This window comes from Haemophilus parainfluenzae, assembly GCF_003253005.1.
Classification (GTDB): Bacteria; Pseudomonadota; Gammaproteobacteria; order Enterobacterales; family Pasteurellaceae; genus Haemophilus_D; species Haemophilus_D parainfluenzae_M.
Genome location: NZ_QEPZ01000008.1, coordinates 16,331 through 39,401 on the forward strand (window position 1 = coordinate 16,331; position 23,071 = coordinate 39,401).

At 39.6% G+C, this 23,071-nt stretch carries 20 protein-coding genes; 10 read left to right on the forward strand and 10 right to left on the reverse strand.

Annotation, left to right across the window (positions count from 1 at the left end):
• Nucleotides 1-116: 116 nt before the first annotated feature.
• Complete coding sequence (gene yedE, locus DPV97_RS08595; RefSeq protein ID WP_111382962.1) at nt 117-1,340, forward strand: selenium metabolism membrane protein YedE/FdhT; 1,224 nt, start codon at nt 117-119, stop codon at nt 1,338-1,340.
• A 40-nt stretch (nt 1,341-1,380) separates the two neighbouring features.
• Complete coding sequence (gene yedF, locus DPV97_RS08600; protein ID WP_005696304.1) at nt 1,381-1,650, forward strand: sulfurtransferase-like selenium metabolism protein YedF; 270 nt, start codon at nt 1,381-1,383, stop codon at nt 1,648-1,650.
• 124 nt (nt 1,651-1,774) lie between these two features.
• Here the strand turns inward: yedF and DPV97_RS08605 are convergent, their stop codons facing one another.
• The 5 genes from DPV97_RS08605 to rsmI all read right to left on the reverse strand — a co-directional run bounded on the left by DPV97_RS08605 (nt 1,775) and on the right by rsmI (nt 7,815).
• Nucleotides 1,775-2,092: a CdiI-like immunity protein gene (locus tag DPV97_RS08605; RefSeq protein WP_049384214.1), complete on the reverse strand. Its 318-nt coding sequence runs from the start codon at nt 2,090-2,092 to the stop codon at nt 1,775-1,777.
• Between the two features lie 103 nt (nt 2,093-2,195).
• Nucleotides 2,196-3,575 (reverse strand): Re/Si-specific NAD(P)(+) transhydrogenase subunit beta, encoded by a 1,380-nt coding sequence (pntB, locus tag DPV97_RS08610; protein ID WP_049368844.1) that lies wholly within the window; start codon nt 3,573-3,575, stop codon nt 2,196-2,198.
• A 10-nt stretch (nt 3,576-3,585) separates the two neighbouring features.
• Nucleotides 3,586-5,127, reverse strand: coding sequence for a Re/Si-specific NAD(P)(+) transhydrogenase subunit alpha (gene pntA / locus DPV97_RS08615; protein ID WP_049373373.1), 1,542 nt, complete (start codon nt 5,125-5,127; stop codon nt 3,586-3,588).
• A 308-nt stretch (nt 5,128-5,435) separates the two neighbouring features.
• Nucleotides 5,436-6,884 (reverse strand): metalloprotease TldD, encoded by a 1,449-nt coding sequence (gene tldD / locus DPV97_RS08620; RefSeq protein ID WP_049373372.1) that lies wholly within the window; start codon nt 6,882-6,884, stop codon nt 5,436-5,438.
• Nucleotides 6,885-6,966: 82 nt separating this feature from the next.
• Nucleotides 6,967-7,815 carry a 16S rRNA (cytidine(1402)-2'-O)-methyltransferase gene (rsmI, locus tag DPV97_RS08625; RefSeq protein ID WP_111382963.1) on the reverse strand — a complete coding sequence of 283 codons (849 nt, stop codon included), beginning with the start codon at nt 7,813-7,815 and terminating at the stop codon, nt 6,967-6,969.
• 69 nt (nt 7,816-7,884) lie between these two features.
• Here rsmI and DPV97_RS08630 point away from each other — a divergent pair, with 69 nt between their 5' ends.
• The 7 genes from DPV97_RS08630 (at nt 7,885) to lysS (ending at nt 16,805) form a co-directional block, all read left to right on the forward strand.
• Nucleotides 7,885-9,606: a penicillin-binding protein activator gene (locus DPV97_RS08630; protein ID WP_070712663.1), complete on the forward strand. Its 1,722-nt coding sequence runs from the start codon at nt 7,885-7,887 to the stop codon at nt 9,604-9,606.
• Between the two features lie 3 nt (nt 9,607-9,609).
• On the forward strand, nt 9,610-9,969 hold the full coding sequence (locus DPV97_RS08635) for a YraN family protein (RefSeq protein WP_049362515.1): 360 nt from the start codon (nt 9,610-9,612) through the stop codon (nt 9,967-9,969).
• 12 nt (nt 9,970-9,981) lie between these two features.
• Nucleotides 9,982-10,566: a D-sedoheptulose-7-phosphate isomerase gene (locus DPV97_RS08640; protein WP_049362517.1), complete on the forward strand. Its 585-nt coding sequence runs from the start codon at nt 9,982-9,984 to the stop codon at nt 10,564-10,566.
• Nucleotides 10,567-10,650: 84 nt separating this feature from the next.
• On the forward strand, nt 10,651-11,232 hold the full coding sequence (gene dolP / locus DPV97_RS08645) for a division/outer membrane stress-associated lipid-binding lipoprotein (RefSeq protein WP_070712665.1): 582 nt from the start codon (nt 10,651-10,653) through the stop codon (nt 11,230-11,232).
• A 274-nt stretch (nt 11,233-11,506) separates the two neighbouring features.
• Nucleotides 11,507-13,777 carry a class 1a ribonucleoside-diphosphate reductase subunit alpha gene (gene nrdA / locus DPV97_RS08650; RefSeq protein ID WP_070712667.1) on the forward strand — a complete coding sequence of 757 codons (2,271 nt, stop codon included), beginning with the start codon at nt 11,507-11,509 and terminating at the stop codon, nt 13,775-13,777.
• 95 nt (nt 13,778-13,872) lie between these two features.
• A complete protein-coding gene (gene nrdB / locus DPV97_RS08655) occupies nt 13,873-15,003 on the forward strand; it encodes a class Ia ribonucleoside-diphosphate reductase subunit beta (RefSeq protein WP_070712668.1) in 1,131 nt (376 codons plus the stop codon).
• A gap of 293 nt (nt 15,004-15,296) precedes the next feature.
• On the forward strand, nt 15,297-16,805 hold the full coding sequence (gene lysS / locus DPV97_RS08660; RefSeq protein WP_070712670.1) for a lysine--tRNA ligase: 1,509 nt from the start codon (nt 15,297-15,299) through the stop codon (nt 16,803-16,805).
• A 137-nt stretch (nt 16,806-16,942) separates the two neighbouring features.
• Here the strand turns inward: lysS and DPV97_RS08665 are convergent, their stop codons facing one another.
• The 5 genes from DPV97_RS08665 to pxpB form a co-directional block, all read right to left on the reverse strand.
• Complete coding sequence (locus DPV97_RS08665; protein WP_070712672.1) at nt 16,943-18,088, reverse strand: 5-methyltetrahydropteroyltriglutamate--homocysteine S-methyltransferase; 1,146 nt, start codon at nt 18,086-18,088, stop codon at nt 16,943-16,945.
• 178 nt (nt 18,089-18,266) lie between these two features.
• The gene (locus DPV97_RS08670) at nt 18,267-19,460 is read right to left on the reverse strand and encodes an NRAMP family divalent metal transporter (protein WP_070712673.1); all 1,194 of its coding nucleotides are present in this window, start codon (nt 19,458-19,460) and stop codon (nt 18,267-18,269) included.
• Nucleotides 19,461-19,508: 48 nt separating this feature from the next.
• Nucleotides 19,509-20,246: a 5-oxoprolinase subunit PxpA gene (gene pxpA, locus DPV97_RS08675; protein WP_070712675.1), complete on the reverse strand. Its 738-nt coding sequence runs from the start codon at nt 20,244-20,246 to the stop codon at nt 19,509-19,511.
• Complete coding sequence (locus DPV97_RS08680) at nt 20,233-21,162, reverse strand: 5-oxoprolinase subunit C family protein (protein WP_070712677.1); 930 nt, start codon at nt 21,160-21,162, stop codon at nt 20,233-20,235. The genes pxpA and DPV97_RS08680 overlap by 14 nt, the downstream gene beginning before the upstream one ends.
• A complete protein-coding gene (gene pxpB / locus DPV97_RS08685; RefSeq protein ID WP_070712678.1) occupies nt 21,159-21,800 on the reverse strand; it encodes a 5-oxoprolinase subunit PxpB in 642 nt (213 codons plus the stop codon). The genes DPV97_RS08680 and pxpB overlap by 4 nt, the downstream gene beginning before the upstream one ends.
• Nucleotides 21,801-22,010: 210 nt before the next feature.
• Here pxpB and fbp point away from each other — a divergent pair, with 210 nt between their 5' ends.
• Complete coding sequence (fbp, locus tag DPV97_RS08690; RefSeq protein ID WP_049381523.1) at nt 22,011-23,015, forward strand: class 1 fructose-bisphosphatase; 1,005 nt, start codon at nt 22,011-22,013, stop codon at nt 23,013-23,015.
• Nucleotides 23,016-23,071: the final 56 nt, after the last annotated feature.

Sequence of the window (23,071 nt, forward strand, 5' to 3'; positions counted from 1 at the left end):
ATTCATTTGTCTTATATCGCAAGTTTTGTGTATAGGAAAATGGCAGACACTTCAAAATATCTTCATTTTATACCTCACTTGCAAATCATCATTTCAATTTAAGGATTTATTCACTAATGAAAGAGATTTTGCAGCAATTCAAACAAAATTATCTGATCAAATACTGGAATCCTGTCGCGGCAGTTATTGCTGCGGGGCTTATTTCAGCTTATTACTTTGGGGTAACTGGCACTTATTGGGCGGTTACTGGAGAATTTACCCGTTGGGGTGGACATGCTTTGCAAGCGCTAGGCGTGGATATATCCGACTGGAGCTATTATAAAATTATCGGCATGCAAGGCACGATCTTCACCCGTATTGATGGCGTGATGATTTTAGGTATGTTCGCGGGATGTATTTCTGCCGCACTTTGGGCAAACAACGTAAAATGGCGTAATCAACCACACAAACGTCGTATTGTTCAAGCCCTCATTGGTGGTGCATTAGCCGGTTTTGGTGCACGTCTAGCAATGGGCTGTAACCTCGCCTCTCTCTTCACCGGTATTCCACAATTTTCGGTTCACGCTTGGTTCTTCACTATTGCCACTGCCATTGGTACTTATGCAGGGGTAAAAGTCACCTTACTTCCGATGTTTCGCGTGAAATTAGAATTGAAAAAAGGCGCTGCAAAATTACAAGAAACTGACCCGAAACAAGCTAATCGTCGTTTCTGGATTGGTATGGTTGTCTTTTTTGCCTATCTTATCGCTTCCCTTTATGTGATGACAAACTCCATCAAACTGGGCTTTGCAATGCTTTGCGGTTTAGCTTTCGGCTTGTTAATCGAACGTGCTCAAATCTGCTTTACTTCTGCCTTCCGTGATTTATGGGTAACGGGTCGTGCTTATATGGCAAAAGCGATTATCTTCGGTATTATCGTAGGCACGCTTGGCGTGTTTAGCTATATTCAATTAGGTGTGCCAGCCAAAATCATGTGGGCAGGTCCAAATGCGATTATCGGTGGTTTATTATTTGGCTTCGGTATTGTATTAGCGGGCGGATGTGAAACCGGTTGGATGTATCGCTCAATGGAAGGTCAAGTTCACTTTATGTGGGTGGGCTTAGGCAATGTTATCGGTTCAACTTATTTAGCCTATGCATGGGATGATCTTGCACCAGTGCTCGCATTAGATTACGAAAAACTTAACTTACTTAAATCCTTTGGCCCTGTTGGCGGTTTATTAGTGAATTACGGCTTGCTTATTCTTTGCTTAATCGCTGTTGTTTGGTGGGAACGCCACTTCTTGAAAAAAGCTAAAGCAAAAATTGCGGCAGCGAATCCACAAGCTTGTGGTTGCTAATTAAATATTAACGAATTCATTCAAAAAAGAGGACATTATTATGGCATTTACCGTTGTTCAAAAATTAGATAAAGATCCAAAAGACATCACCCCAGATTACACGTTAGATACGTTAGGTGAACCTTGCCCGTATCCGGCAATCGTGATGCTCGAAACCATGCCACAATTACAAAAAGGCGAAATTTTAGAGCTCTTAAGTGACTGTGCTCAATCTATCAACAACATTCCTGTTGATACTAAAAACCACGGTTACACACTATTAAGTGTAGAACAAGATGGCACCAAATTACGCTATTTGATTCAACGTTAATGTAAAAAAGTGCGGTCAATTTTGACCGCACTTTTTTTATAAAATTTTGGTATGCTATGCTAAATACAAACACATCTTAATAATTAATTTTTAAGCTAAGTGATTTTACTTTTAAACTGATTAGTCAATCTATTAAAAAGCCTTCATTATTAACTATTTTATCTACAAGATACGTCACACTCTCATCATCTTGTCTATCAAACTCATAAATGAAGTTATATAAAAAATTACTTAATGGGTAATTATATTTATATACCAATAGCGATAAATCATTTTGAATCTTGAATAAGCTATAAATAGGACTACTATCTTGGGTATTTCTTACTTCAATTATAAATTTTTGAATCTCTTCCTCATATTCAAATAAAATTCTATCAATCTGAATTCTAGAATTAGAAAAAACATCTAATAATTCAATTAAAACATCATGTTTCATACTCATATCATTTCTTACACTATTATTAAGATTTTTATACTCTGGTCATAACACTAAAAACCGCACTTTAATCTCTCAAAGTGCGGTCAGTTTTACTTCAGTTTTTTGCTTATTTGTTTAATGCAGTAAGAATGTCATCAACACGTTCTTTTGCATCACCAAAGAGCATTTGAGTATTTTCTTTGAAGAATAATGGGTTTTGAACGCCTGCGTAACCTACCGCCATAGAGCGTTTGAATACGATAACGTTTTGTGCTTTCCATACTTCTAACACTGGCATACCTGCAATTGGGCTGTTTGGATCTTCCATCGCCGCTGGGTTTACGGTGTCGTTTGCACCGATAACCAATACCACATCAGTATCCGCGAAATCATCATTGATTTCATCCATTTCAAGCACGATGTCATAAGGCACTTTCGCTTCGGCTAAAAGTACGTTCATATGACCCGGTAAACGACCTGCAACAGGGTGAATACCAAAACGTACGTTAATACCACGTTCACGCAATTTCGCCGTAAGTTCTGCGACTGGATATTGCGCTTGTGCTACCGCCATACCATATCCTGGCGTGATGATCACAGAGCTTGCATTTTTGAGTAATTCAGCCACTTCTTCTGCAGTTGTTTCACGGTATTCACCTTGCTCTTCATCTGAAGACACTTGAACATCATTACCAAAACCACCTGCAATAACGCTGATGAATGAGCGGTTCATCGCTTTACACATAATGTAAGAAAGAATCGCACCAGAAGAACCCACTAATGCACCGGTGACGATAAGCAAATCATTGCTTAGCATGAAACCTGCTGCAGCCGCTGCCCAACCAGAATAAGAGTTAAGCATTGAAACCACAACCGGCATATCTGCACCACCGATAGATGCCACTAAGTGCCAGCCGAATGCAAGTGCAATCGCGGTCATAAGTAACACTGGGAAGATATTATCTGGGTTGTTTAAGAATGCTACCATCAAGAAAGCTGAAACCACTAATGCCGCTAAATTTAATTTATGGCGATGTGGCAACATTAATGCTTTTGAATTGATTTTTCCGCTTAATTTACCGAATGCGACGATAGAACCCGTGAATGTTACAGCACCGATGAAGATCCCTAAGAATACTTCAACGTTATGGATATTCATTAACACAGGATCAGTTTCGTGTGTTAAGCCGTAGCTGTTAAAGCCTACGAGCACTGCGGCTAAACCCACAAAGCTGTGAAGAATCGCAACAAGTTCAGGCATTTCAGTCATTTCAACTTTTAATGCACGTTGAACACCAATCACGCCACCGATGATCATAGCAATGATGATCCATAATGTGCCTTCTGATTGCGGGCCGAAAATGGTTGCAACAAGGGCAATTGTCATACCGACAATACCATACCAACAACCGGCTTTTGCCGTTTCATGTTTAGAAAGACCGGCTAAGCTCATAATGAAAAGTAATGCAGCGATAATATAGGCTGCTTGTACTAAACCTTCAGACATCGTCTTCTCCTTAACCTTTTCTAAACATCGCCAACATACGTTGGGTTACACGGAAACCACCAAAGATGTTGATGCTTGCCACCAAGATTGCCACAAAGGCTAATACATCAATAAAGAAGTTGCCTGTTGGTTGTCTAATTTGCAGTAATGCACCCACAATGATAATACCTGAAATCGCATTGGTTACCGCCATAAGTGGGGTGTGTAAAGCGTGGCTGACGTTCCAAACCACGTAGTAACCAACTACACAAGCCAATACGAATACGGTGAAGTGAGAAAGGAATGCCGCTGGCGCCACAGATGCAAGCCAGAGGAATAACACACCTACACCCGCCATCACACCGTATTTGATGCGAGGATCTGCTGGTTTTTCTTCCTCTTTTTTAACCGCACTTTGTGCCGCTTTCGCTTCTTGTTTTGGCTGTGCTGACACTTGGATTTGTGCTGGTGGAATTTCTTCCCCATCACGTACCACAGTCACACCGCGTAATACCACATCGTCAAAATCGATATTGATCTTGCCGTCTTTTTCTTTACAAAGTAGTTTTAATAAATTAACTAAGTTTGTACCGTAAAGTTGGGAAGATTGTGTTGGTAAACGACTTGGGAAATCGGTATAACCAATGATTTTCACTTGGTTTTCAGTGGTGACAACTTTACCTGCTTCAGTGTAAGCACAGTTACCGCCTGTTGCAGCCGCTAAGTCCACCACCACAGAACCTGGTTTCATGGAATCAACCATTTCTTTCGTAATTAAGCGAGGGGCTGGTTTACCTGGAATCGCTGCAGTGGTAATAATGATATCCACTTCTTTGGCTTGTTCCGCATAAAGCTCCATCGCGCGACGGTTAAATTCTTCTGACATCACTTTCGCGTAACCATCGCCGCTACCGCCTTCTTCTTTGAAATCAATTTCTAAGAAAGACGCGCCCATACTTTGTACTTGTTCTTTTACTTCTGGACGAGAGTCAAAAGCACGTACAATCGCACCAAGGCTATTAGCTGCACCAATCGCAGCAAGACCAGCTACACCCGCACCAATGACTAACACTTTTGCTGGTGGCACTTTACCTGCTGCAGTAATTTGTCCAGTGAAGAAACTACCAAATTCATGAGCGGCTTCAATCACCGCACGATAACCAGAAATATTCGCCATAGAGCTTAATGCATCAAGCGCTTGCGCACGGGAAATACGAGGCACAGAATCCATCGCTAATACATTAATTTTTTTCGACGTGAGTTTTTTCATTAAATCCGGATTTTGTGCGCGCCAAATGAAGCTCACAAGTGTTGCACCTTCCTTCATTTGATCAATTTCTGCATCCGTTGGTGGATTCACTTTAAAAATTATATCCGAATGCCACACTTCTGAACTTGAGCCAATTTTTGCGCCGGCGTCGATAAATGCTTGGTCTTCAAAACTTGCTTTAAATCCCGCATTGTGTTCTACGATGACGTCAAAGCCCAGTTTTAAGATCTGCTGAACCGTTTTTGGCGTCGCCGCCACACGATTTTCGCTCTCAAGCAGTTCTCTAGGTACACCAATTAACATAAATGTTTCCCTCTGGTTGATGAAATTTCAGACAAACTCACGCCTGTCCCTGTCTCTTAAATGACAAAAAGTCATGCAACGATAAATGTATCACTTATTATGGTTATTTGGGGAATTTTTTTAACTGGTTTTACAAGATATTGTGATAGGGATCATAAAAGAATCGAGAGAAATGTGTAGTGTGTTTAACTTTTAGCCTAACGAAATAATGATTCATCAGAAACTAATTAATCAAAAATAGATGAAAAACTGACCGCACTTAGAAAGAAGATAATAAAAAGCCCGATATGATTTATCGGGCTATATGATTAATTTGTTCCACCAACGGTGATTTCATCAATTTTCAAGGCGGGTTGCCCAACACCGACCGGTACACTTTGGCCATCTTTGCCACAAACACCGATACCAAGATCTAAGTCGGTTTCATCCGCGACCATAGAGACTTTTTGCATCACATCAATACCGCTACCAATCAACGTTGCACCTTTAACGGGTTTGGTGATTTTGCCTTTTTCAATAAGATAAGCTTCAGATGTCGAGAACACAAATTTACCTGAGGTGATATCCACTTGCCCACCACCGAAGTGCGGTGCATAAATACCGCGATCCACAGAAGCGATTAAATCATCAAATTTACTTTGACCAGCCAACATATAGGTATTCGTCATTCGCGGCATTGGCAAATGTGCATAAGATTCACGACGACCATTCCCTGTTGGTTTAACGCCCATTAATCGCGCATTGAGTTTATCTTGCATGTAACCTTGCAAAATCCCGTCTTTGATTAAAACGTTGCACTGACTTGGCACGCCTTCATCATCAATGGTTAAAGAACCTCGGCGGTTTTGTAATGTGCCGTCATCCACAATCGTACATAATGGCGACGTCACCAACTCACCAATTTTACCCGTAAATAAGGAACTTTCTTTACGGTTGAAATCCCCTTCTAAACCGTGTCCTACTGCTTCATGAAGTAACACGCCTGGCCAACCAGCTCCCAAAACTACAGGCATTAATCCTGCTGGCGCTGCAACCGCACTTAAATTTACAAGGGCTTGACGAACCGCTTCTTTAGCAAAATTAACGGCACGAATGTCCCCATTTACCACTTCAAAGAACCAATCTAAGCCAAAGCGTCCACCTGAACCGCAACTACCACGCTCACGTTTGCCATCTTCTTCCACGAGAACAGAAATGGATAAACGCACAAGTGGACGAATATCTGCAGCAAGTGTGCCATCTGTTGCAACTACCAATACTTCTTCATAAATCGAACTTAATGCTGCCGAAACATGCGTAACACGAGGATCTTCAGATCGCGCTGTACGATCCACTAAGTGTAATAACTCGATCTTTTTCTCTTTACTTAAACTTTCTAACGGGTTGATCGCTGCATAACGCTGAACCGCATTCACCGCATTAAATGCTTGAGGCGAAATTAAATTGCCTTCTTTAATTTGCGCAATACCTTTTACAGCTTCAGCACATTGTTGTAATGAGGCTAAATTAATTTGATCAGAATACGCAAAGCCTGTTTTCTCTCCAGAAACTGCGCGTACACCCACACCGCGATCAATATGAAAGCCACCTTCTTTAATAATACTGTCTTCTAATACCCAGCTTTCATCTTGGCTTAATTGAAAATAAAGATCCGCATAATCAATATGACGATGCGACATCACATCAAAAATATTAAGCAATGATTGATGCGATAAATTGCTTGGTGCAAGTAAGGTATCTGAAACCTGTTTTAACATTTGTTCTCCGAAATTTATAAAAATTAATTCTGCTAAATCTCCCCTCGCCCCTCTTTGCTGAAGAGGTGGGATAGTTTTTTGACTAATCTAAATTATCCAATCCAAATTGGTATAAGGCATTTTTCTTATAACCATAAAGTTCAGCCACAATCGCCGAGGCTTTTTTTAAAGGTAATTCTTTAGCTATTAAAGTGAGTGCTTTAATTGCTTGTGGTGAAAATTCTTCGCTATCTTCTGATTTGGGTTTGCCTTCCACGATTAACACCATCTCACCTTTCGTGCGATTCGGATCTTCACTTAACCATTGACGAAGATCACTTAATTTATCCCCTGCAATGGTTTCCCACGTTTTCGTAATTTCACGGGCAAGTACAACATAGCGTTCGCCACCTAATACATCTTGCATATCGGCAAGGGTATCTAAAATGCGGTGCGTTGATTCATAGAAGATTAAAGTGCGGTCTTCTTCTGCGACATTTTCTAACTTATCTTTACGCGCCTTGGTTTTGGCGGGTAAAAAACCTTCAAAGCAAAAACGGTCTGACGCAATGCCCGATGCACATAATGCCGTAATTGCTGCACAAGCACCGGGTAACGGTACTACTTTAATGCCTGCCTCACGACATTTACGTACTAAATGAAAACCTGGGTCGCTAATTAAGGGGGTTCCGGCATCGGAAATTAATGCAATATTGGTACCTTGTTTTAGCTTTTCTACCAACACATGTGCTTTTTCTTGTTCATTGTGATCATGCAAGGCAAAAAAAGGCTTTTTGATACCATAATGACTGAGTAATAAACCACTGTGGCGCGTGTCTTCCGCAGCAATTAAATCCACTTGTGAAAAGGTCTCTAAAGCACGTTGTGTAATATCTTGTAAATTCCCGATTGGCGTGGCGACAATATATAAAATTCCGGTTAAATCATTCATTTTTGTTTGCTTTTACATTGTGAGATAAGTAAGATCGACCATTATTGATTTATTCATTATGGAGCGAATATGTCTATTCTATTACAAGGCGGTCGTTTTAAAAAACGTTTAATGCCGATTTTATTGTCTATTGCATTAGCGGGTTGTTCTAACTTATTTGGCAGCAGCTTTACCCAAACATTACAACGTGATGCCAATGCAAGTTCTGAATTTTATATGAACAAATTAGGACAAGCACAAGATAAAGAAGATCAACAAACTTACAAACTCTTAGCCGCACGTGTATTAATTACTGAAAATAAAGTGCCACAAGCCGAAGAATTATTAAATGAATTGGTTGACTTAAACGAAGCGCAACAATTAGACCGTACTTTAGTTGAAGCACGTATCGCTGCGGCGAAAGGCGCTAATGAGATGGCTGAAAGTAAATTACGTGCGCTTGATCTCACGAAATTAAGTCCATCACAAAAATCTCGTTATTACGAAACTTTTGCTCAGACTGCAGAAAATCGTAAAGACGTGATTGAAGCAGTGAAAGCACGCATCAAAATGGATGAAAACTTAACGGATGTACAACGACGTCAAGATAATGTAGATAAAACTTGGGCTTTATTGCGTTCAGCCAATACAGGTGTCATTAATAATGCATCAGATGAAGGCAGTGTTGCATTAGGTGGCTGGCTCACTTTAATCAAGGCATATAACGATAACATTCGTCAGCCAGTGCAATTAAGCCAAGCGTTACAAAGCTGGAAATCGGCTTATCCAAATCATGCAGCTGCAATCTTATTCCCGAAAGAATTACAAAGTATGTTGAATTTCCAACAAACTAATGTAGCACAAATTGGTTTAGTGTTACCTTTAAGTGGTGATGGTCAAATTTTAGGCTCAACCATTCAATCGGGTTTTAATGAAGCAAAAGGCGATTCAACTATTCCAGTACAAGTGTTTGACTCCTCTACGACTCCAATTAACGAGATCATCGCTCAAGCAAAAGCTTCAGGTATTAAAGCGTTAGTGGGGCCATTGCTTAAACAAAATGTCGATGCCATCATTGCGAATCCAAGCGCAGTACAAGGCATGGATGTACTCACATTAAATGCAACAGTAAATACACAAGCGATTAACCAAGTCTGTTATTACGGTTTATCTCCAGAAGATGAAGCTGAGTCCGCTGCTAACAAAATGTGGAAAGATGGTATTCGCAATCCAATTGTTGCAATGCCGCAAAATGATTTAGGACAACGTGTTGGTAATGCTTTCAATGTACGTTGGCAACGTTTAGCGGGTACAGATGCAAATATTCGCTACTATAACTTACCGGCTGATATTACCTATTTCTTCCAAGGTGCTCCGCAAGGTACAAGTGCACTTTATGTCATCTCTTCACCAGATGAATTGGCTGAAATTAAAGGTTATTTAGATACCAGTAATCCAAATATCCGTATTTATGCAAGTTCTCGTTCTAACGCAGCAAGCAATACCCCTGAATACTATGCAAAAATGAATGGCGTTCAATTTAGTGATATTCCATTCTTTAAACAAAGCGATTCTTCGCAATATCAAAAAGTGGCAGGTTCAACCGGTGGTGAATTCCAATTAATGCGTTTATATGCAATGGGAGCTGATGCTTGGTTGCTCATCAATCACTTTAATGAATTACGCCAAGTACCAGGTTACACCTTAAGTGGTTTAACTGGTCAGCTTAGCACTGATTCAAACTGTGATGTGGACCGTGATATGACATGGTATCAAGTACAAGATGGTAATGTGGTAGCGGTTGCGAACTAATACATGTTTTCATTAAAACGTCAACAAGGGGCGGGCTTTGAACATCAAGCCCGCCTTTTCTTAGAGTCTAAAGGTCTCAAATTCATCGCGGCGAATCAACATTTCAAATGCGGTGAATTAGATCTCGTTATGCAAGACGGGCAAACCATTGTTTTTGTTGAAGTACGTCAACGATCTAGCTCAGCATTTGGATCCGCTGTTGAAAGTGTGGATTGGCAAAAGCAACAAAAATGGCTAAATGCTGCAAATTTATGGCTTGCCAAACACAACCTAAGCCTCGAAGATGCAGATTGTCGTTTTGATCTTGTCGCCTTTGGAAAAACTGCCAGTAATATCCAATGGATTCCTAATTTTCTCGATTAACCTTTTCCGATTATGTTACAAAAAGTTAAAGATATTTATAGCGAAAGTATTCAGATTCAAATCTCTGCTTCGAGCCTATTATCAGAAAATATTGCAACTGCCACACAAATGGTCATGCAATGTTTGTTAAGTGGTCATAAAGTGATTGCCTGTGGCGTCGCTCGCTCTTACGCGAATGCGCAATTCTTAGTGTCAAATTTGCTTAATCGTTACGATTTTGAGCGTCCTAGCCTGCCATCCGTACACCTTAGCCTTGAAAGTGCGGTCGGTTCTTCACTGGTTTTTGATCAACCTATCGAGCAGCTTTATCAATATCAATTCAACGCTATCGCGAAGCCCGGTGACTTATTGATCGCTTTTGCTCCGCTTGGTACAGAAAAAGCGGTGCTAAATACAATTGCTAATGCCGTCAACAAAGAAATTCAGGTCATTGCCTTAACCGGTGCAAACAATGATGCGATTCAAGGTGTGTTAGCTGAAGCAGATTTAGAAATCTCTATTCCCGCAACGAAAGAAGCGCGTATTTTGGAAAATCATTTATTCGTCATAAATGCACTGTGTGAGCTTGTTGATAGCACACTTTTCCCAAGAGCTTGACATTAAAGGCTTTTCCAACCAAACTATTTCTAAAATTAATTGACTAATTAGTTAACTCACTCATTTATAAAAAGGAGATTAATGATGAAATTAACCCCATTTAAAAAACTCGCCTTCATACTTGGTGCATCGATTATGTTACAAGGCTGTGTAGCTGCTGTGCTTGGTGGTGCGGCTGCAGGTGCTAAAGTTACAACAGATCCTCGTACAATGGGGACGCAAGTCGATGATGAAACTTTAGAAGTAAAAGTTGAAAATTCATTAGATAAGGATGCACAAATTAAATCGGAAGGTCGTGTACATGCCGTTTCTTATAGTGGCCGTGTATTATTAATTGGTCAAGTACCGAGTGAAGGCGTAAAAGAAATTGCAACCAGTCTTACTAAAGGCGTAGATGGTGTGAATGATGTCTATAACGAATTACGTGTGGGCAATAAAATTAACTTTGGTCAAATTACTAAAGACAGTTGGATTACCACACAAATAAAATCAAAACTCTTCGTTGGCGATAATGTAAAAGCAACAGATGTGAAAGTGATCACCGAAAATGGCGAAGTATTCTTACTCGGCAACCTTACCCGCTCACAAGCAGACTCAGCGGCAGAAATTGCAAGTAAAGTTACTGGTGTTCAAAAAGTTGTAAAAGTATTTAAATATTTGAATTAATTGATTTTTAAACTCTTAAAGTGCGGTCAAAAACGAGATGATTTTTGACCGCACTTTTTTCTTTACAAAGATTTACAAAAAAGATCCTGCCTAAAAAAACACCACTTTAAAGATAAGTCATTTATTTTAAATAACTTATCTTTTGTCAATAATCTAAGTAAAAAATTTACCGCTTGAATTCAATTTTAAAACACTCTATCTTGTGCACTGTTATTTCCCCCAACACTATATCTTGTGTTTTATTCAATTCGTTTCTCTAGTAGGTTTATCTTCCATGAATAAAGGATTAATGGTTACAAAGCGCGATGGCACGCTTGAACAAATCAATTTAGACAAAATTCACCGTGTGATTACTTGGGCGGCTGAAGGCTTGGAAAACGTCTCTGTTTCTCAAGTTGAATTGCGTTCTCATATTCAATTTTATGAAGGCATTCGTACGTCTGATATTCACGAAACGATTATTAAAGCGGCAGCAGACCTAATTAGCAAAGATACTCCTGATTATCAATATCTTGCTGCACGTCTTGCGGTTTTCCATTTACGCAAAAAAGCGTATGGCCATTTTGATCCGCCACGTTTATACGATCATGTGAAAAAATTAGTGCGTATGGGCAAATATGATCCTGCTCTTTTAGACGACTATACTCGTGAAGAATGGGATGAAATGGATGGGTTTATTGATCACTGGCGTGATATGACCTTTTCTTATGCGGCAGTAAAACAATTAGAAGGGAAATACTTAGTTCAAAACCGTGTAACCGGCGAAATCTATGAATCTGCGCAATTCCTTTATTTATTAGTTGCAGCGAGCTTATTCTCAAAATATCCACAAGAAACCCGTTTGGATTATATTCGTCGTTTCTACGATGCGACCTCAACCTTTAAGATTTCTTTACCAACACCTATCATGGCGGGGGTTCGTACGCCTACGCGTCAGTTCAGCTCTTGTGTATTGATTGAATGCGGTGACAGCTTAGACTCTATCAACGCTACCTCTGCAGCAATCGTGAAATACGTTTCACAACGCGCAGGCATCGGGGTAAATGCAGGTGCAATTCGTGCGTTAGGTAGCCCAATTCGTGGTGGTGAAGCATTCCATACTGGTTGTATTCCATTCTATAAACACTTCCAAAGTGCTGTCAAATCTTGTTCACAAGGTGGCGTACGTGGTGGTGCGGCGACAGTTTACTACCCGATTTGGCATTTAGAAGTTGAAAGCTTATTAGTATTGAAAAATAACCGTGGTGTGGAAGATAACCGTGTTCGTCACATGGACTACGGCGTACAGTTAAACAAATTAATGTATCAACGCTTAATCAAAGGCACAGACATTACTTTATTTAGCCCTTCAGATGTACCTGGACTTTATGAAGCCTTCTTTGCAGATCAAGATAAATTTGAAGAACTTTACGTAAAATACGAACAGGATCCAAATATCCGTAAACGTGCTGTAAAAGCCGTTGAGTTATTCTCTTTATTAATGCAAGAACGTGCATCAACCGGTCGTATTTATATCCAAAACGTGGATCACTGTAATACTCACTCACCGTTTGATCCGCTTGTTGCACCAGTGCGTCAATCTAACTTATGTTTAGAAATTGCATTGCCAACTAAACCATTACAACATTTCCATGATGAAAATGGTGAAATTGCGCTTTGTACACTTTCTGCATTTAACTTGGGTAAATTAGATGATTTAGACGAGTTAGATAACTTGGCAGATCTTGCAGTACGTGCATTAGATGCATTACTAGATTACCAAGGCTACCCTGTTCCAGCGGCAAAACGCTCTTCATTAGGTCGTCGTTCACTAGGTATCGGTGTCATTAACTATGCGTATTACTTAGCGAAAAATGGCGTGCGTTATTCTGATGGCTCAGCGAACGATTTAACTCACCGCACATTTGAAGCGATTCAATACTATCTATTGAAAGCCTCCATGAACTTAGCGAAAGAATTAGGTGCATGCGAATACTTCAATGAAACCAATTACGCGAAAGGTATTTTACCAATCGATACCTATAAGAAAGATATCGATAACTTAACGCAAGAACCATTGCATTATGATTGGGAAACATTGCGCCAAGGAATCAAAGAATTCGGTTTACGTAACTCAACCTTGACCGCATTAATGCCGTCAGAAACTTCTTCACAGATTTCTAATGCAACAAATGGTATCGAACCTCCACGTGGTCATGTGAGTATTAAAGCATCAAAAGATGGTATCTTAAGACAAGTTGTACCAGATTATGAAAACTTAAGTGATAACTATGAGTTGCTCTGGGATATTCCAAGCAATGACGGTTACTTACACTTAGTGGGCATTATGCAAAAATTCGTAGACCAAGCGATCTCTGCAAATACAAACTACGATCCGAAACGTTTTGAAGACGGTAAAGTGCCAATGAAAGTGTTGTTAAAAGATCTTTTAACCGCTTACAAATACGGCTTAAAAACCCTCTACTATCAAAACACCCGTGACGGTGCTGAAGACAGCCAAGAAGATTTAGATGACGGCTGTGCGGGCGGAGCGTGTAAGATTTAATAATTTAGGTGGGCTTGTTTACAAGTCCGCCTTTTGATATTGTTAGGCAATCAATCATTAAGTGGGTAAAAGCCCGCTATAAATAAGGATATAACATGACATATACTACTTTCTCACAAACCAAAAACGACCAATTAAAAGAACCTATGTTCTTCGGTCAAAATGTTAATGTTGCGCGTTATGATCAACAAAAATATGAGACATTTGAAAAGCTCATTGAAAAACAACTTTCTTTCTTCTGGCGCCCAGAAGAAGTGGATGTATCTCAAGACCGTATCGACTATGCCGCGTTACCTGAGCATGAAAAACATATTTTCATCAGTAACTTAAAATATCAAACCCTATTAGATTCTATTCAAGGCCGTAGCCCTAACGTTGCATTATTACCATTGGTATCTATTCCTGAATTAGAAACTTGGATTGAGACTTGGACCTTCTCTGAAACCATCCACTCTCGTTCTTACACGCACATTATTCGTAACATTGTGAACGATCCATCTATTGTATTTGATGACATCGTGACTAACGAAGAAATCATCAAACGTGCACGTGACATTTCTTCTTATTACGATGATTTAATCCGTGATAGCCAGCTTTACAGCCTGTACGGTGAAGGTACTTACACAGTAGATGGTAAAGAATGTGTGGTGACATTACGTAACTTAAAAAAACAACTTTACCTTTGCTTAATGAGCGTGAATGCGCTTGAAGCGATTCGTTTCTATGTGTCTTTCGCGTGCTCCTTTGCCTTTGCGGAACGTCAATTAATGGAAGGCAATGCAAAAATTATTAAATTCATCGCCCGCGATGAAGCGTTACATTTAACCGGTACGCAGCACATTTTAAATATCATGGCGGCGGGACAAGACGATCCGGAAATGGCAGAAATTGCAGAAGAATGTAAACAAGAAGCCTACGATTTATTCTTAGCGGCAGCAGAACAAGAAAAAGACTGGGCGGATTATTTGTTTAAAGACGGTTCAATGATTGGTTTAAACAAAGACATTTTGGTGCAATACGTGGAATACATCACCAACATCCGTATGCAAGCCGTTGGTCTTCCATTACCATTTGGTGCGCGTTCTAACCCAATTCCATGGATTAATGCATGGCTTGTTTCTGACAACGTACAAGTGGCGCCACAAGAAGTGGAAGTGAGTTCTTACCTTGTGGGTCAAATTGACTCAAAAGTAGACACCAAAGATTTTGATGATTTCGATCTATAATTCTTAATATCGCTAAAAGTGCGCTCAACTTTTCAAACGTTTTTAAAAACGCTGATAAAATTGACCGCGCTTTTTTATTTATATTTTTATATAGTAGCCCACAGTCTAGAAATAAGTATTAATGCTATAAAATTACATGATTTCTCTTGCTACTATTCAATTTGTTAAACTTTCTGACTAAAAAAGATGACTTAATTAAAAAAGGCTTAACAAAAAACAATGCTATAGGTAGAATAAGGAAATTCTATTTTTAATAAATCACATTCTAAGTAAAAACTAACGAGGTAAAGGATATGTCAGAACAAGAAGTGAAAGAATTAGATCTCCATGGCGAAATGCTCGTTCGCCGTGAAAAATTAGCCGCATTACGCGCAAAAGGTAATGCGTTTCCAAACCAATTCCGTCGTGACGCCCTTGCCCAAGATTTACATGATAAGTACGAAGCCGAAGAGAGCGAAGTATTAAAGGAAAAAGCCATTGAAGTAGCCGTTGCCGGTCGTATTATGACTCGTCGTGCAATGGGTAAAGCCACCTTTATTACCTTACAAGATATGAGTGGCAAAATTCAATTATACGTTGCTCGTGATAACCTTCCTGAAGGCGTTTATGCTGAAGATGTGGGTAGTTGGGATTTAGGTGATATTATTGGCGTGAAAGGTACACTTTTCAAAACCAAAACCAATGAATTAACCATCAAAACAACTGAAGTTCAACTTTTAACCAAAGCACTTCGTCCGTTACCAAACAAATTCCATGGTTTAACCGACATGGAAGCACGTTATCGTCAACGTTACTTAGATTTAATTTCTAATGAAGAATCTCGTCGTACTTTTGTGATTCGTTCAAAAGTGGTGGCGGGTATTCGTGAATTCTTTATTTCTAAAGGCTTCATGGAAGTTGAAACGCCTATGCTACAAGTGATTCCAGGTGGTGCGTCTGCTCGTCCATTTATCACTCACCACAATGCGTTAGATGTGGATATGTACCTTCGTATTGCGCCAGAACTTTACTTAAAACGTTTAGTGGTTGGTGGTTTTGAACGCGTATTCGAATTAAACCGTAACTTTCGTAATGAAGGGGTTTCTGTTCGCCATAACCCTGAATTCACTATGCTTGAATACTACCAAGCTTATGCGGATTATCACGATTTAATGGATAATACTGAAGAATTATTACGCAAACTCGCGATGGATATTCTTGGTACCACCATTGTGAAATACGGAGATTTAGAATTTGACTTCGGCAAACCATTTGAGCGTATTACATTACATGATGCAACCATTAAATATGGTGCAGATAAAGGTATCGTAAAAGAAGATCTTTATGATTTCGATCGTGCAAAAGCAACAGCTGAACGCTTAGGTATCGAAGTACAAAAATCTTGGGGCTTAGGCTCTATCGTGAATGCGATCTTTGAAGAAGTGGCTGAACATCACTTAATTCAACCAACCTTCTTAATGGCACATCCTGCTGAGATTTCTCCGCTTGCACGTCGTAACGATGAAAACCCAGAAGTAACAGACCGTTTTGAATTATTCATCGGTGGACGTGAAATTGGTAACGGCTTCTCAGAATTAAACGATGCCGAAGACCAAAACGAACGTTTTGATGCACAAGTTGCAGCGAAAGAAGCGGGTGATGATGAAGCGATGTTTAAAGATGATGACTTCGTTGTTGCACTTGAACACGGTTTACCACCAACAGCAGGTGAAGGTTTAGGTATCGACCGCCTAGCAATGCTTTACGCTAACGCCCCATCTATCCGTGATGTGATCCTATTCCCTGCAATGCGTCAAAAATAATTAAATTAAAATCACATAAAAGGAAGTCTACGGACTTCCTTTTTTATTCTGTAAAAGTGCGGTTATTTTTAACCGTACTTTTATGAAAAAAGAGATAACCATCTTAACAATTACCTCTTTTACATTCCAATTTGAAATTATTTACCCCAAACTTCTTCCACGATACTACGGATAAATTCGAGTTTCTTCCATTGTTGTTCTTCTGTCAGGATATTACCCTCTTCCGTTGAAGCAAAACCACATTGTGGACTTAAGCAAAGTTGATTGATATCCACATATTGCGCTGCTTCTTTAATACGAGCAATAATTTCATCACGGTTTTCTAACTCGCCAGATTTAGAGGTAATCAATCCTAATACCACTTGTTGATTTTTAATAAAGCGTAAAGGTTTGAAATCACCAGCACGATCACTGTCATACTCCAAGAAGAAACCATCCACATTACAATGACCAAATAAGGTTTCTGCGATAGGCTCATAACCACCAGCGGAGAACCAAGTTGAACGGAAGTTACCACGGCAAACATGCATTGTAATCGCTAAATCAGCTGGTTTCGCTGCCACGATTTTGTTTAACATATACACATAATCTTTAGCGATTTGATCTAAATCTAAACCGCGTTCAGTATAGGTTTTACGTTTATCTTCCGCACAGAATTCGCCCCAACTTGTATCATCCAACTGTAAGTTACGGCAGCCTAATTTATAGAAGATATTCATTGCATCAATATAAGCATCAGCAATCTCATCTAATAACAATTGATTGTTATCTTTATAACGTTCAATCGGCTGATAATCTGTGGCACGTACGGTACAAATTAAATGAAGCATAGACGGAGAAGGAATTGTTAATTTAACTTCAGTCTCCCCTGCAATTTTTTGTAATGAGCGATAATGTTCGACAAACGGATGGCTCTCTGAAAAACCAATTTTATCCACAATTTTTAATGTTTTTGGACGTACATTATCATGTTTAAATTGTACTGAAAATTTTTCGGCATCCACTTCTTTCACGCCATCTAATCCGGCTAAGAAATCTAAATGCCAAAAAGTACGACGAAATTCACCATCAGTCACCGCATGTAATCCGACATTTTTTTGATGCTCTACCAATTTTGCAATTTCTACATCTTCAACTTGCGTTAAATCAGCACAAGAAATATCACCACAACTGCATTGATGACGAGCCTGTTTTAAAGTCTCTGGGCGTAAAAAACTGCCTACAATATCAAAACGATATGGCGAAGAAGTACGAATAGTGGCATTGGGAAAAAGTTTACTCATTTTGCTTTCCTATATTTAATTAATTCTAAGACGGGCTGAGTGTAACAAAATGAACGTCTTCATTAAAGATTTAGACGTCTAGATGGATATGAATTTTATTGTCATTTTATATGAATAAAATTGATATAAAAAGAAAAAGTGCGGTCATTTCTAACCGCACTTTGGTTTGAAATAAAAACTAACTTACAAAACTGGACACATAAGAAATTATGGTTTTTCCACTTAATATTGCCATGACAATCACAACAAACCAGCCCGCAAAAGCTAAACAAATTGGATGTTTATAACTTCCAACAATGTCACTTCGGTAGGCTGCTAGCAGAATTAATGCGAGTGCAATTGGGAGAATTAAACCATTCAATGTTCCCACAAAGACTAATACCGCTGCAGGTTTTCCGACCGTCACCAAAATAACTGTAGAAATCACAATAAAGGCAATAATCCAACGATTACGGTTACGTTCAATGGTTGGACAAAGACTGGTTAGGAAAGAAACTGAAGTATAAGCCGCCCCAATCACTGATGTAATCGAAGCTGCCCAAATCACGATGCCAAATAACACTTGCCCCAAATTCCCAGCCACATATTCAAAAGGTGTTTCAGCGGGGTTTTTAGGATTAAGAGGAATGCTTTTTACCACGATGCCTAGTACCGCGAGGAATAACACAATTCGCATAGTTGAGGCAATCAAAATAGCCGAAACAGAACTGCGGCTCACTTCAGCCATCGCTTTTTCTCCTTGAATGCCAGCATCTAATAAACGATGCGCTCCTGCAAAGGTAATATAGCCCCCTACGGTCCCCCCAACTAATGTCACAATAGCAATAGGATCAATTTGTTCTGGAATAAAGGTGCGATATGCCGCCTCAACAACGGGTGGTTCCGTTTTAAACATGACATAAAACGTGAGTGCAATCATGATAAAACCCATTAATTGGGCAAAACGATCCATTAATAATCCAGCTTCTTTACGCAAGAAAATCAAAATGGCAATAATACCGCTAATGATCGCTCCCGTTTCTGGTGCAATACCGAACATTGAGTTTAAACCAAGACCTGCTCCCCCCACATTACCAATGTTAAACGCGAGTCCTCCCATCACAATAAGCGCTGCAAGGAAATATCCTGCACCAGGGAAAACTGCATTAGAAATATCTTGTGCTCGCTTTCCTGATACCACCACAATTCGCCAAATATTAAGCTGAGCTCCAATATCTAACAAAATCGATAGCAAAATCACAAAGCCAAAACTGGCTAATAAGGTGTTTGTAAAAGTTGCCGTTTGAGTTAAAAAGCCCGGACCGATTGCAGAGGTTGCCATTAAAAATGCCGCCCCCAGCACCGCATTTCGGCGGTGAGTAATTGATGCCATAAAGCACCTCCCTTGTTAAGTTGATGTTGTGTGTTGTGTTTATTCGGCTTATGCCGTTATTGTTATATGATTTTTTTCTAATTCTTCCACAATGCGTGCCGCAAATTGTAGAGAATGTTGATTATCGCCATGTAAACAGATACTTTCTGCTTTTACTGACACAAGGCTTCCATCAATAGCATTAACTTGACCTTCTGTTACCATTTGTAACACTTGTTGAATGGCTTCCTCATCAGATTCCACCATGGCATTCGCGTGCAAACGAGGCACTAAACTTCCATCAGGCATATAATGACGATCCGCAAACACTTCAGAAATGGTTTGTAAACCTTCTTCTTCGGCTATACGTAACATTAAGCTGCCCGCTAATCCCATTAATTTTAAATTTGGATCAAATTGATGAACAGTTTGAGCAATTAAACGAGCAAGCTTTTCATCTTTTGCAGCTTGATTGTATAAAGCACCGTGTGGCTTAACATAACTAATTTCCGTGCCTTCCCCATCACAAATTGCTTTTAAGGCACCAAGCTGATACCGCAAATGCGCAATTAATTCCTGTTCAGGTAAATCCATTTGAGTACGCCCGAAGTTTTCTCTATCCGGAAAACCTGGATGAGCACCAATGCGAACCTGATTTTCTTTCGCAAATCTGACCGCACTTTGCATTTCTTTTGCTCCACCAGCATGTAAACCACAAGCAATATTGGCAGAAGAAAGCAATTTCAATAATGCCTCATCAAAAGGAAAACCTTCGGCAATATCGGCATTTAAATCAATTTTTTTCATCGACAATTCTCCTAATTTGATCGAGGTATATCTCATTTTTACGACGTAATTTTGCGGCCTGTTCTAAACTAACTGCCTCAAATTGAATGGTTGAGCCTAAACGAACTTGTGCCAACGCACCTAGATCAGCATCGATCACATTGGCAATTTTGGGATAACCGCCTGTAGTTTGCGCATCCGCCATCAAAATAATTGGTTGACCACTTGGTGGCACTTGTACGCTTCCAAATTGAATAGCATGAGAAAGCATTTCCAGCGATTGCTTTAATTCTAATTTTTGCCCTTGAAAACGATAGCCCATGCGATCACTGCTGCTTTGCAACGTCCATTTACTTCGCCACCAATAATATTGGGATTTTCGTTTAAACGCCTGATATTCAGAGGAAGGTAACGCATGAATCGTATGTTTAAGTGGAATAGGTGCAACCCCAATTTCACTACGCAAAATAGGATCATTTACCGTTTGTAATTGATCTCCAACTTGTAAACAACGCCCTTCTACACCGCCTATTTGAGCGCGAAGATCCGTACTACAAGAGTTCAATTCTTGGGGTAAGATAAAACCACCTTGAACACATAAATAGCCATACATACCAATTTTTGCACGTACCATTTTCAGAACTTGCCCCGCTCTAGCTTGATAACGCCAATAGGCAAAAACTGGTTTATCATCTAAAGCCATTTCATAAAATGCCCCCGTGACACAAAAATTCATATCTTGATGAAATTGTAATGTAATGCCACCTAAAGGCACTTCGATTGCTGGGGCTCCTTCAGCATTCCCGAGTAAAATATTACCTGCACGTAATGCTAATTTATCCATCGCCCCACAATGACTAATGCCAAATCGACGTAAACCAAAACGGCCTAAATCCTGAATTGTGGCACGGGATTGCACATCAATAACATGAATCATAGTTCAATGCCCTCCACGACAAATTTCACCGTATCACCTGCTTGCAATAAAGTGGGTTGAGCTTGGTTTTTATCAAAGAGTGCTAGCTTGGTATGACCGATTAATTGCCATCCTCCTGGAGAAGTAAAGGGATAGATGCCGGTTTGAGCTCCACCAATGCCGACTGAACCTGCGGGAACAAGTGTTCTTGGTGTGGCTCGGCGAGGCGTATGCAGGCTTTCAGGTAAACCACCTAAATATGGAAAACCAGGTTGGAAACCAATCATATACACGGTATAGATGGGATCACTATGCATTTTAACGATCCGTTCCGGTGTTGTGTCATGTAATTTGGCGACCTCACATAAATCCTGTCCTAATTCACCACCATAAATTACCGGAATTTCGATATGATGACCTTGAAAAGTGGATACTTTCAATTCTGTCCAACGTCGTTCCAAACGTTGAATAAACGGACCAAAATCCACATAAAAATCAGTGAAGACCGTAAGATTATTCATTCCCACGACAACTTCTACAATATCTTGCTCAGACTGTAGTTTGTTAGCAAATGCCCAGAGTTGGCGTTGTTGTTGAAGTGAAGCTGGTGGCTGTAAAGAGCAAACCAGCGCCGACTCGCTTATCGGGGTTATATTCATAGGATACCCTTTGTATTGTGATGTTGTGTTGTTTGTTATTTTTTTGTTACGCTTCTCTTTTAAAGGATATTTATAGCGTTTGTCAAGGCTTTGTATTGAAAATAAAGTGTGATGCAGATCTCATTATTCATATTTTGATCTCAATCAAAATTACGAAATAGCGTATAATTAAAACGTCTGTTACTTAACAATGATAAAAAAGGAATAAAAATGAAAACATTGAGTGAATTTATTGTTGAACGCCAAGCTGAGTACCCAAACGCCAAAGGGGAACTTAGTGGTATTTTGTCTTCTATTCGTTTATTAGCAAAAATCATTCATCGTGATATTAACAAAGCTGGTTTAACCAATATCCTTGGTCAGTCTGGTATCGAAAACGTACAAGGTGAAAGCCAAATGAAATTGGACCTATTCGCCCATAACACGATGAATGCGGCCCTTATGTCGCGTGAAGAGGTAGCGGGTTTTGCTTCAGAGGAAGAAGAAAGCTTTATCGCTTTTGATACTGAACGTGCTCGTAATGCGAAATATATTATTTTGACCGATCCTCTTGATGGTTCATCCAATATTGATGTAAATGTTTCAGTTGGGACAATCTTCTCTATTTATCGTCGTGTATCCCCAATTGGCTCACCAGTTACCTTAGAAGACTTTATGCAACCAGGTAATAAACAAGTAGCTGCGGGTTATATCGTATATGGTTCATCTACTATGTTGGTTTATACCACTGGTCACGGTGTGAATGGTTTCACTTATGATCCATCTATCGGTACCTTCTGTCTTTCTCATGAAAATATGCAAATGCCAAAAGAGGGAAAAATATATTCCATCAATGAAGGACAATATCTCAAATTCCCACAAGGGGTAAAAAAATACATTAAATACTGCCAAGAGGAAGATAAAGCGACTAACCGCCCTTATACTTCACGTTATATCGGTTCATTAGTGGCTGACTTCCACCGTAATTTATTAAAAGGTGGTATCTATATTTATCCAAGCGCAACGAACTACCCAAATGGTAAACTTCGTTTACTTTATGAGGGCAATCCAATTGCATTCTTAGCAGAACAAGCGGGTGGTATTGCCTCTGATGGTTACAATCGAATTTTAGATATTCAACCAACAGCGCTTCACCAACGTATACCACTTTTCGTCGGTTCTGCAGAAATGGTGAAAAAAGCAGAAGAAATGATGAGAGAATTTAAAGAAGATTAAATTCCTAAAGTGCGGTCAACTTTGACCGCACTTTTTTAGCGAACAAAAAGGCGAAC

Coding starts and splice junctions, on each gene's coding strand:
- yedE (WP_111382962.1), top strand. CDS start 117: ATGAAAGAGATTTTGCAGCAATTCAAACAAAATTATCTGATCAAATAC.
- yedF (WP_005696304.1), top strand. CDS start 1,381: ATGGCATTTACCGTTGTTCAAAAATTAGATAAAGATCCAAAAGACATC.
- DPV97_RS08605 (WP_049384214.1), bottom strand. CDS start 2,092: ATGAGTATGAAACATGATGTTTTAATTGAATTATTAGATGTTTTTTCT.
- pntB (WP_049368844.1), bottom strand. CDS start 3,575: ATGTCTGAAGGTTTAGTACAAGCAGCCTATATTATCGCTGCATTACTT.
- pntA (WP_049373373.1), bottom strand. CDS start 5,127: ATGTTAATTGGTGTACCTAGAGAACTGCTTGAGAGCGAAAATCGTGTG.
- tldD (WP_049373372.1), bottom strand. CDS start 6,884: ATGTTAAAACAGGTTTCAGATACCTTACTTGCACCAAGCAATTTATCG.
- rsmI (WP_111382963.1), bottom strand. CDS start 7,815: ATGAATGATTTAACCGGAATTTTATATATTGTCGCCACGCCAATCGGG.
- DPV97_RS08630 (WP_070712663.1), top strand. CDS start 7,885: ATGTCTATTCTATTACAAGGCGGTCGTTTTAAAAAACGTTTAATGCCG.
- DPV97_RS08635 (WP_049362515.1), top strand. CDS start 9,610: ATGTTTTCATTAAAACGTCAACAAGGGGCGGGCTTTGAACATCAAGCC.
- DPV97_RS08640 (WP_049362517.1), top strand. CDS start 9,982: ATGTTACAAAAAGTTAAAGATATTTATAGCGAAAGTATTCAGATTCAA.
- dolP (WP_070712665.1), top strand. CDS start 10,651: ATGAAATTAACCCCATTTAAAAAACTCGCCTTCATACTTGGTGCATCG.
- nrdA (WP_070712667.1), top strand. CDS start 11,507: ATGAATAAAGGATTAATGGTTACAAAGCGCGATGGCACGCTTGAACAA.
- nrdB (WP_070712668.1), top strand. CDS start 13,873: ATGACATATACTACTTTCTCACAAACCAAAAACGACCAATTAAAAGAA.
- lysS (WP_070712670.1), top strand. CDS start 15,297: ATGTCAGAACAAGAAGTGAAAGAATTAGATCTCCATGGCGAAATGCTC.
- DPV97_RS08665 (WP_070712672.1), bottom strand. CDS start 18,088: ATGAGTAAACTTTTTCCCAATGCCACTATTCGTACTTCTTCGCCATAT.
- DPV97_RS08670 (WP_070712673.1), bottom strand. CDS start 19,460: ATGGCATCAATTACTCACCGCCGAAATGCGGTGCTGGGGGCGGCATTT.
- pxpA (WP_070712675.1), bottom strand. CDS start 20,246: ATGAAAAAAATTGATTTAAATGCCGATATTGCCGAAGGTTTTCCTTTT.
- DPV97_RS08680 (WP_070712677.1), bottom strand. CDS start 21,162: ATGATTCATGTTATTGATGTGCAATCCCGTGCCACAATTCAGGATTTA.
- pxpB (WP_070712678.1), bottom strand. CDS start 21,800: ATGAATATAACCCCGATAAGCGAGTCGGCGCTGGTTTGCTCTTTACAG.
- fbp (WP_049381523.1), top strand. CDS start 22,011: ATGAAAACATTGAGTGAATTTATTGTTGAACGCCAAGCTGAGTACCCA.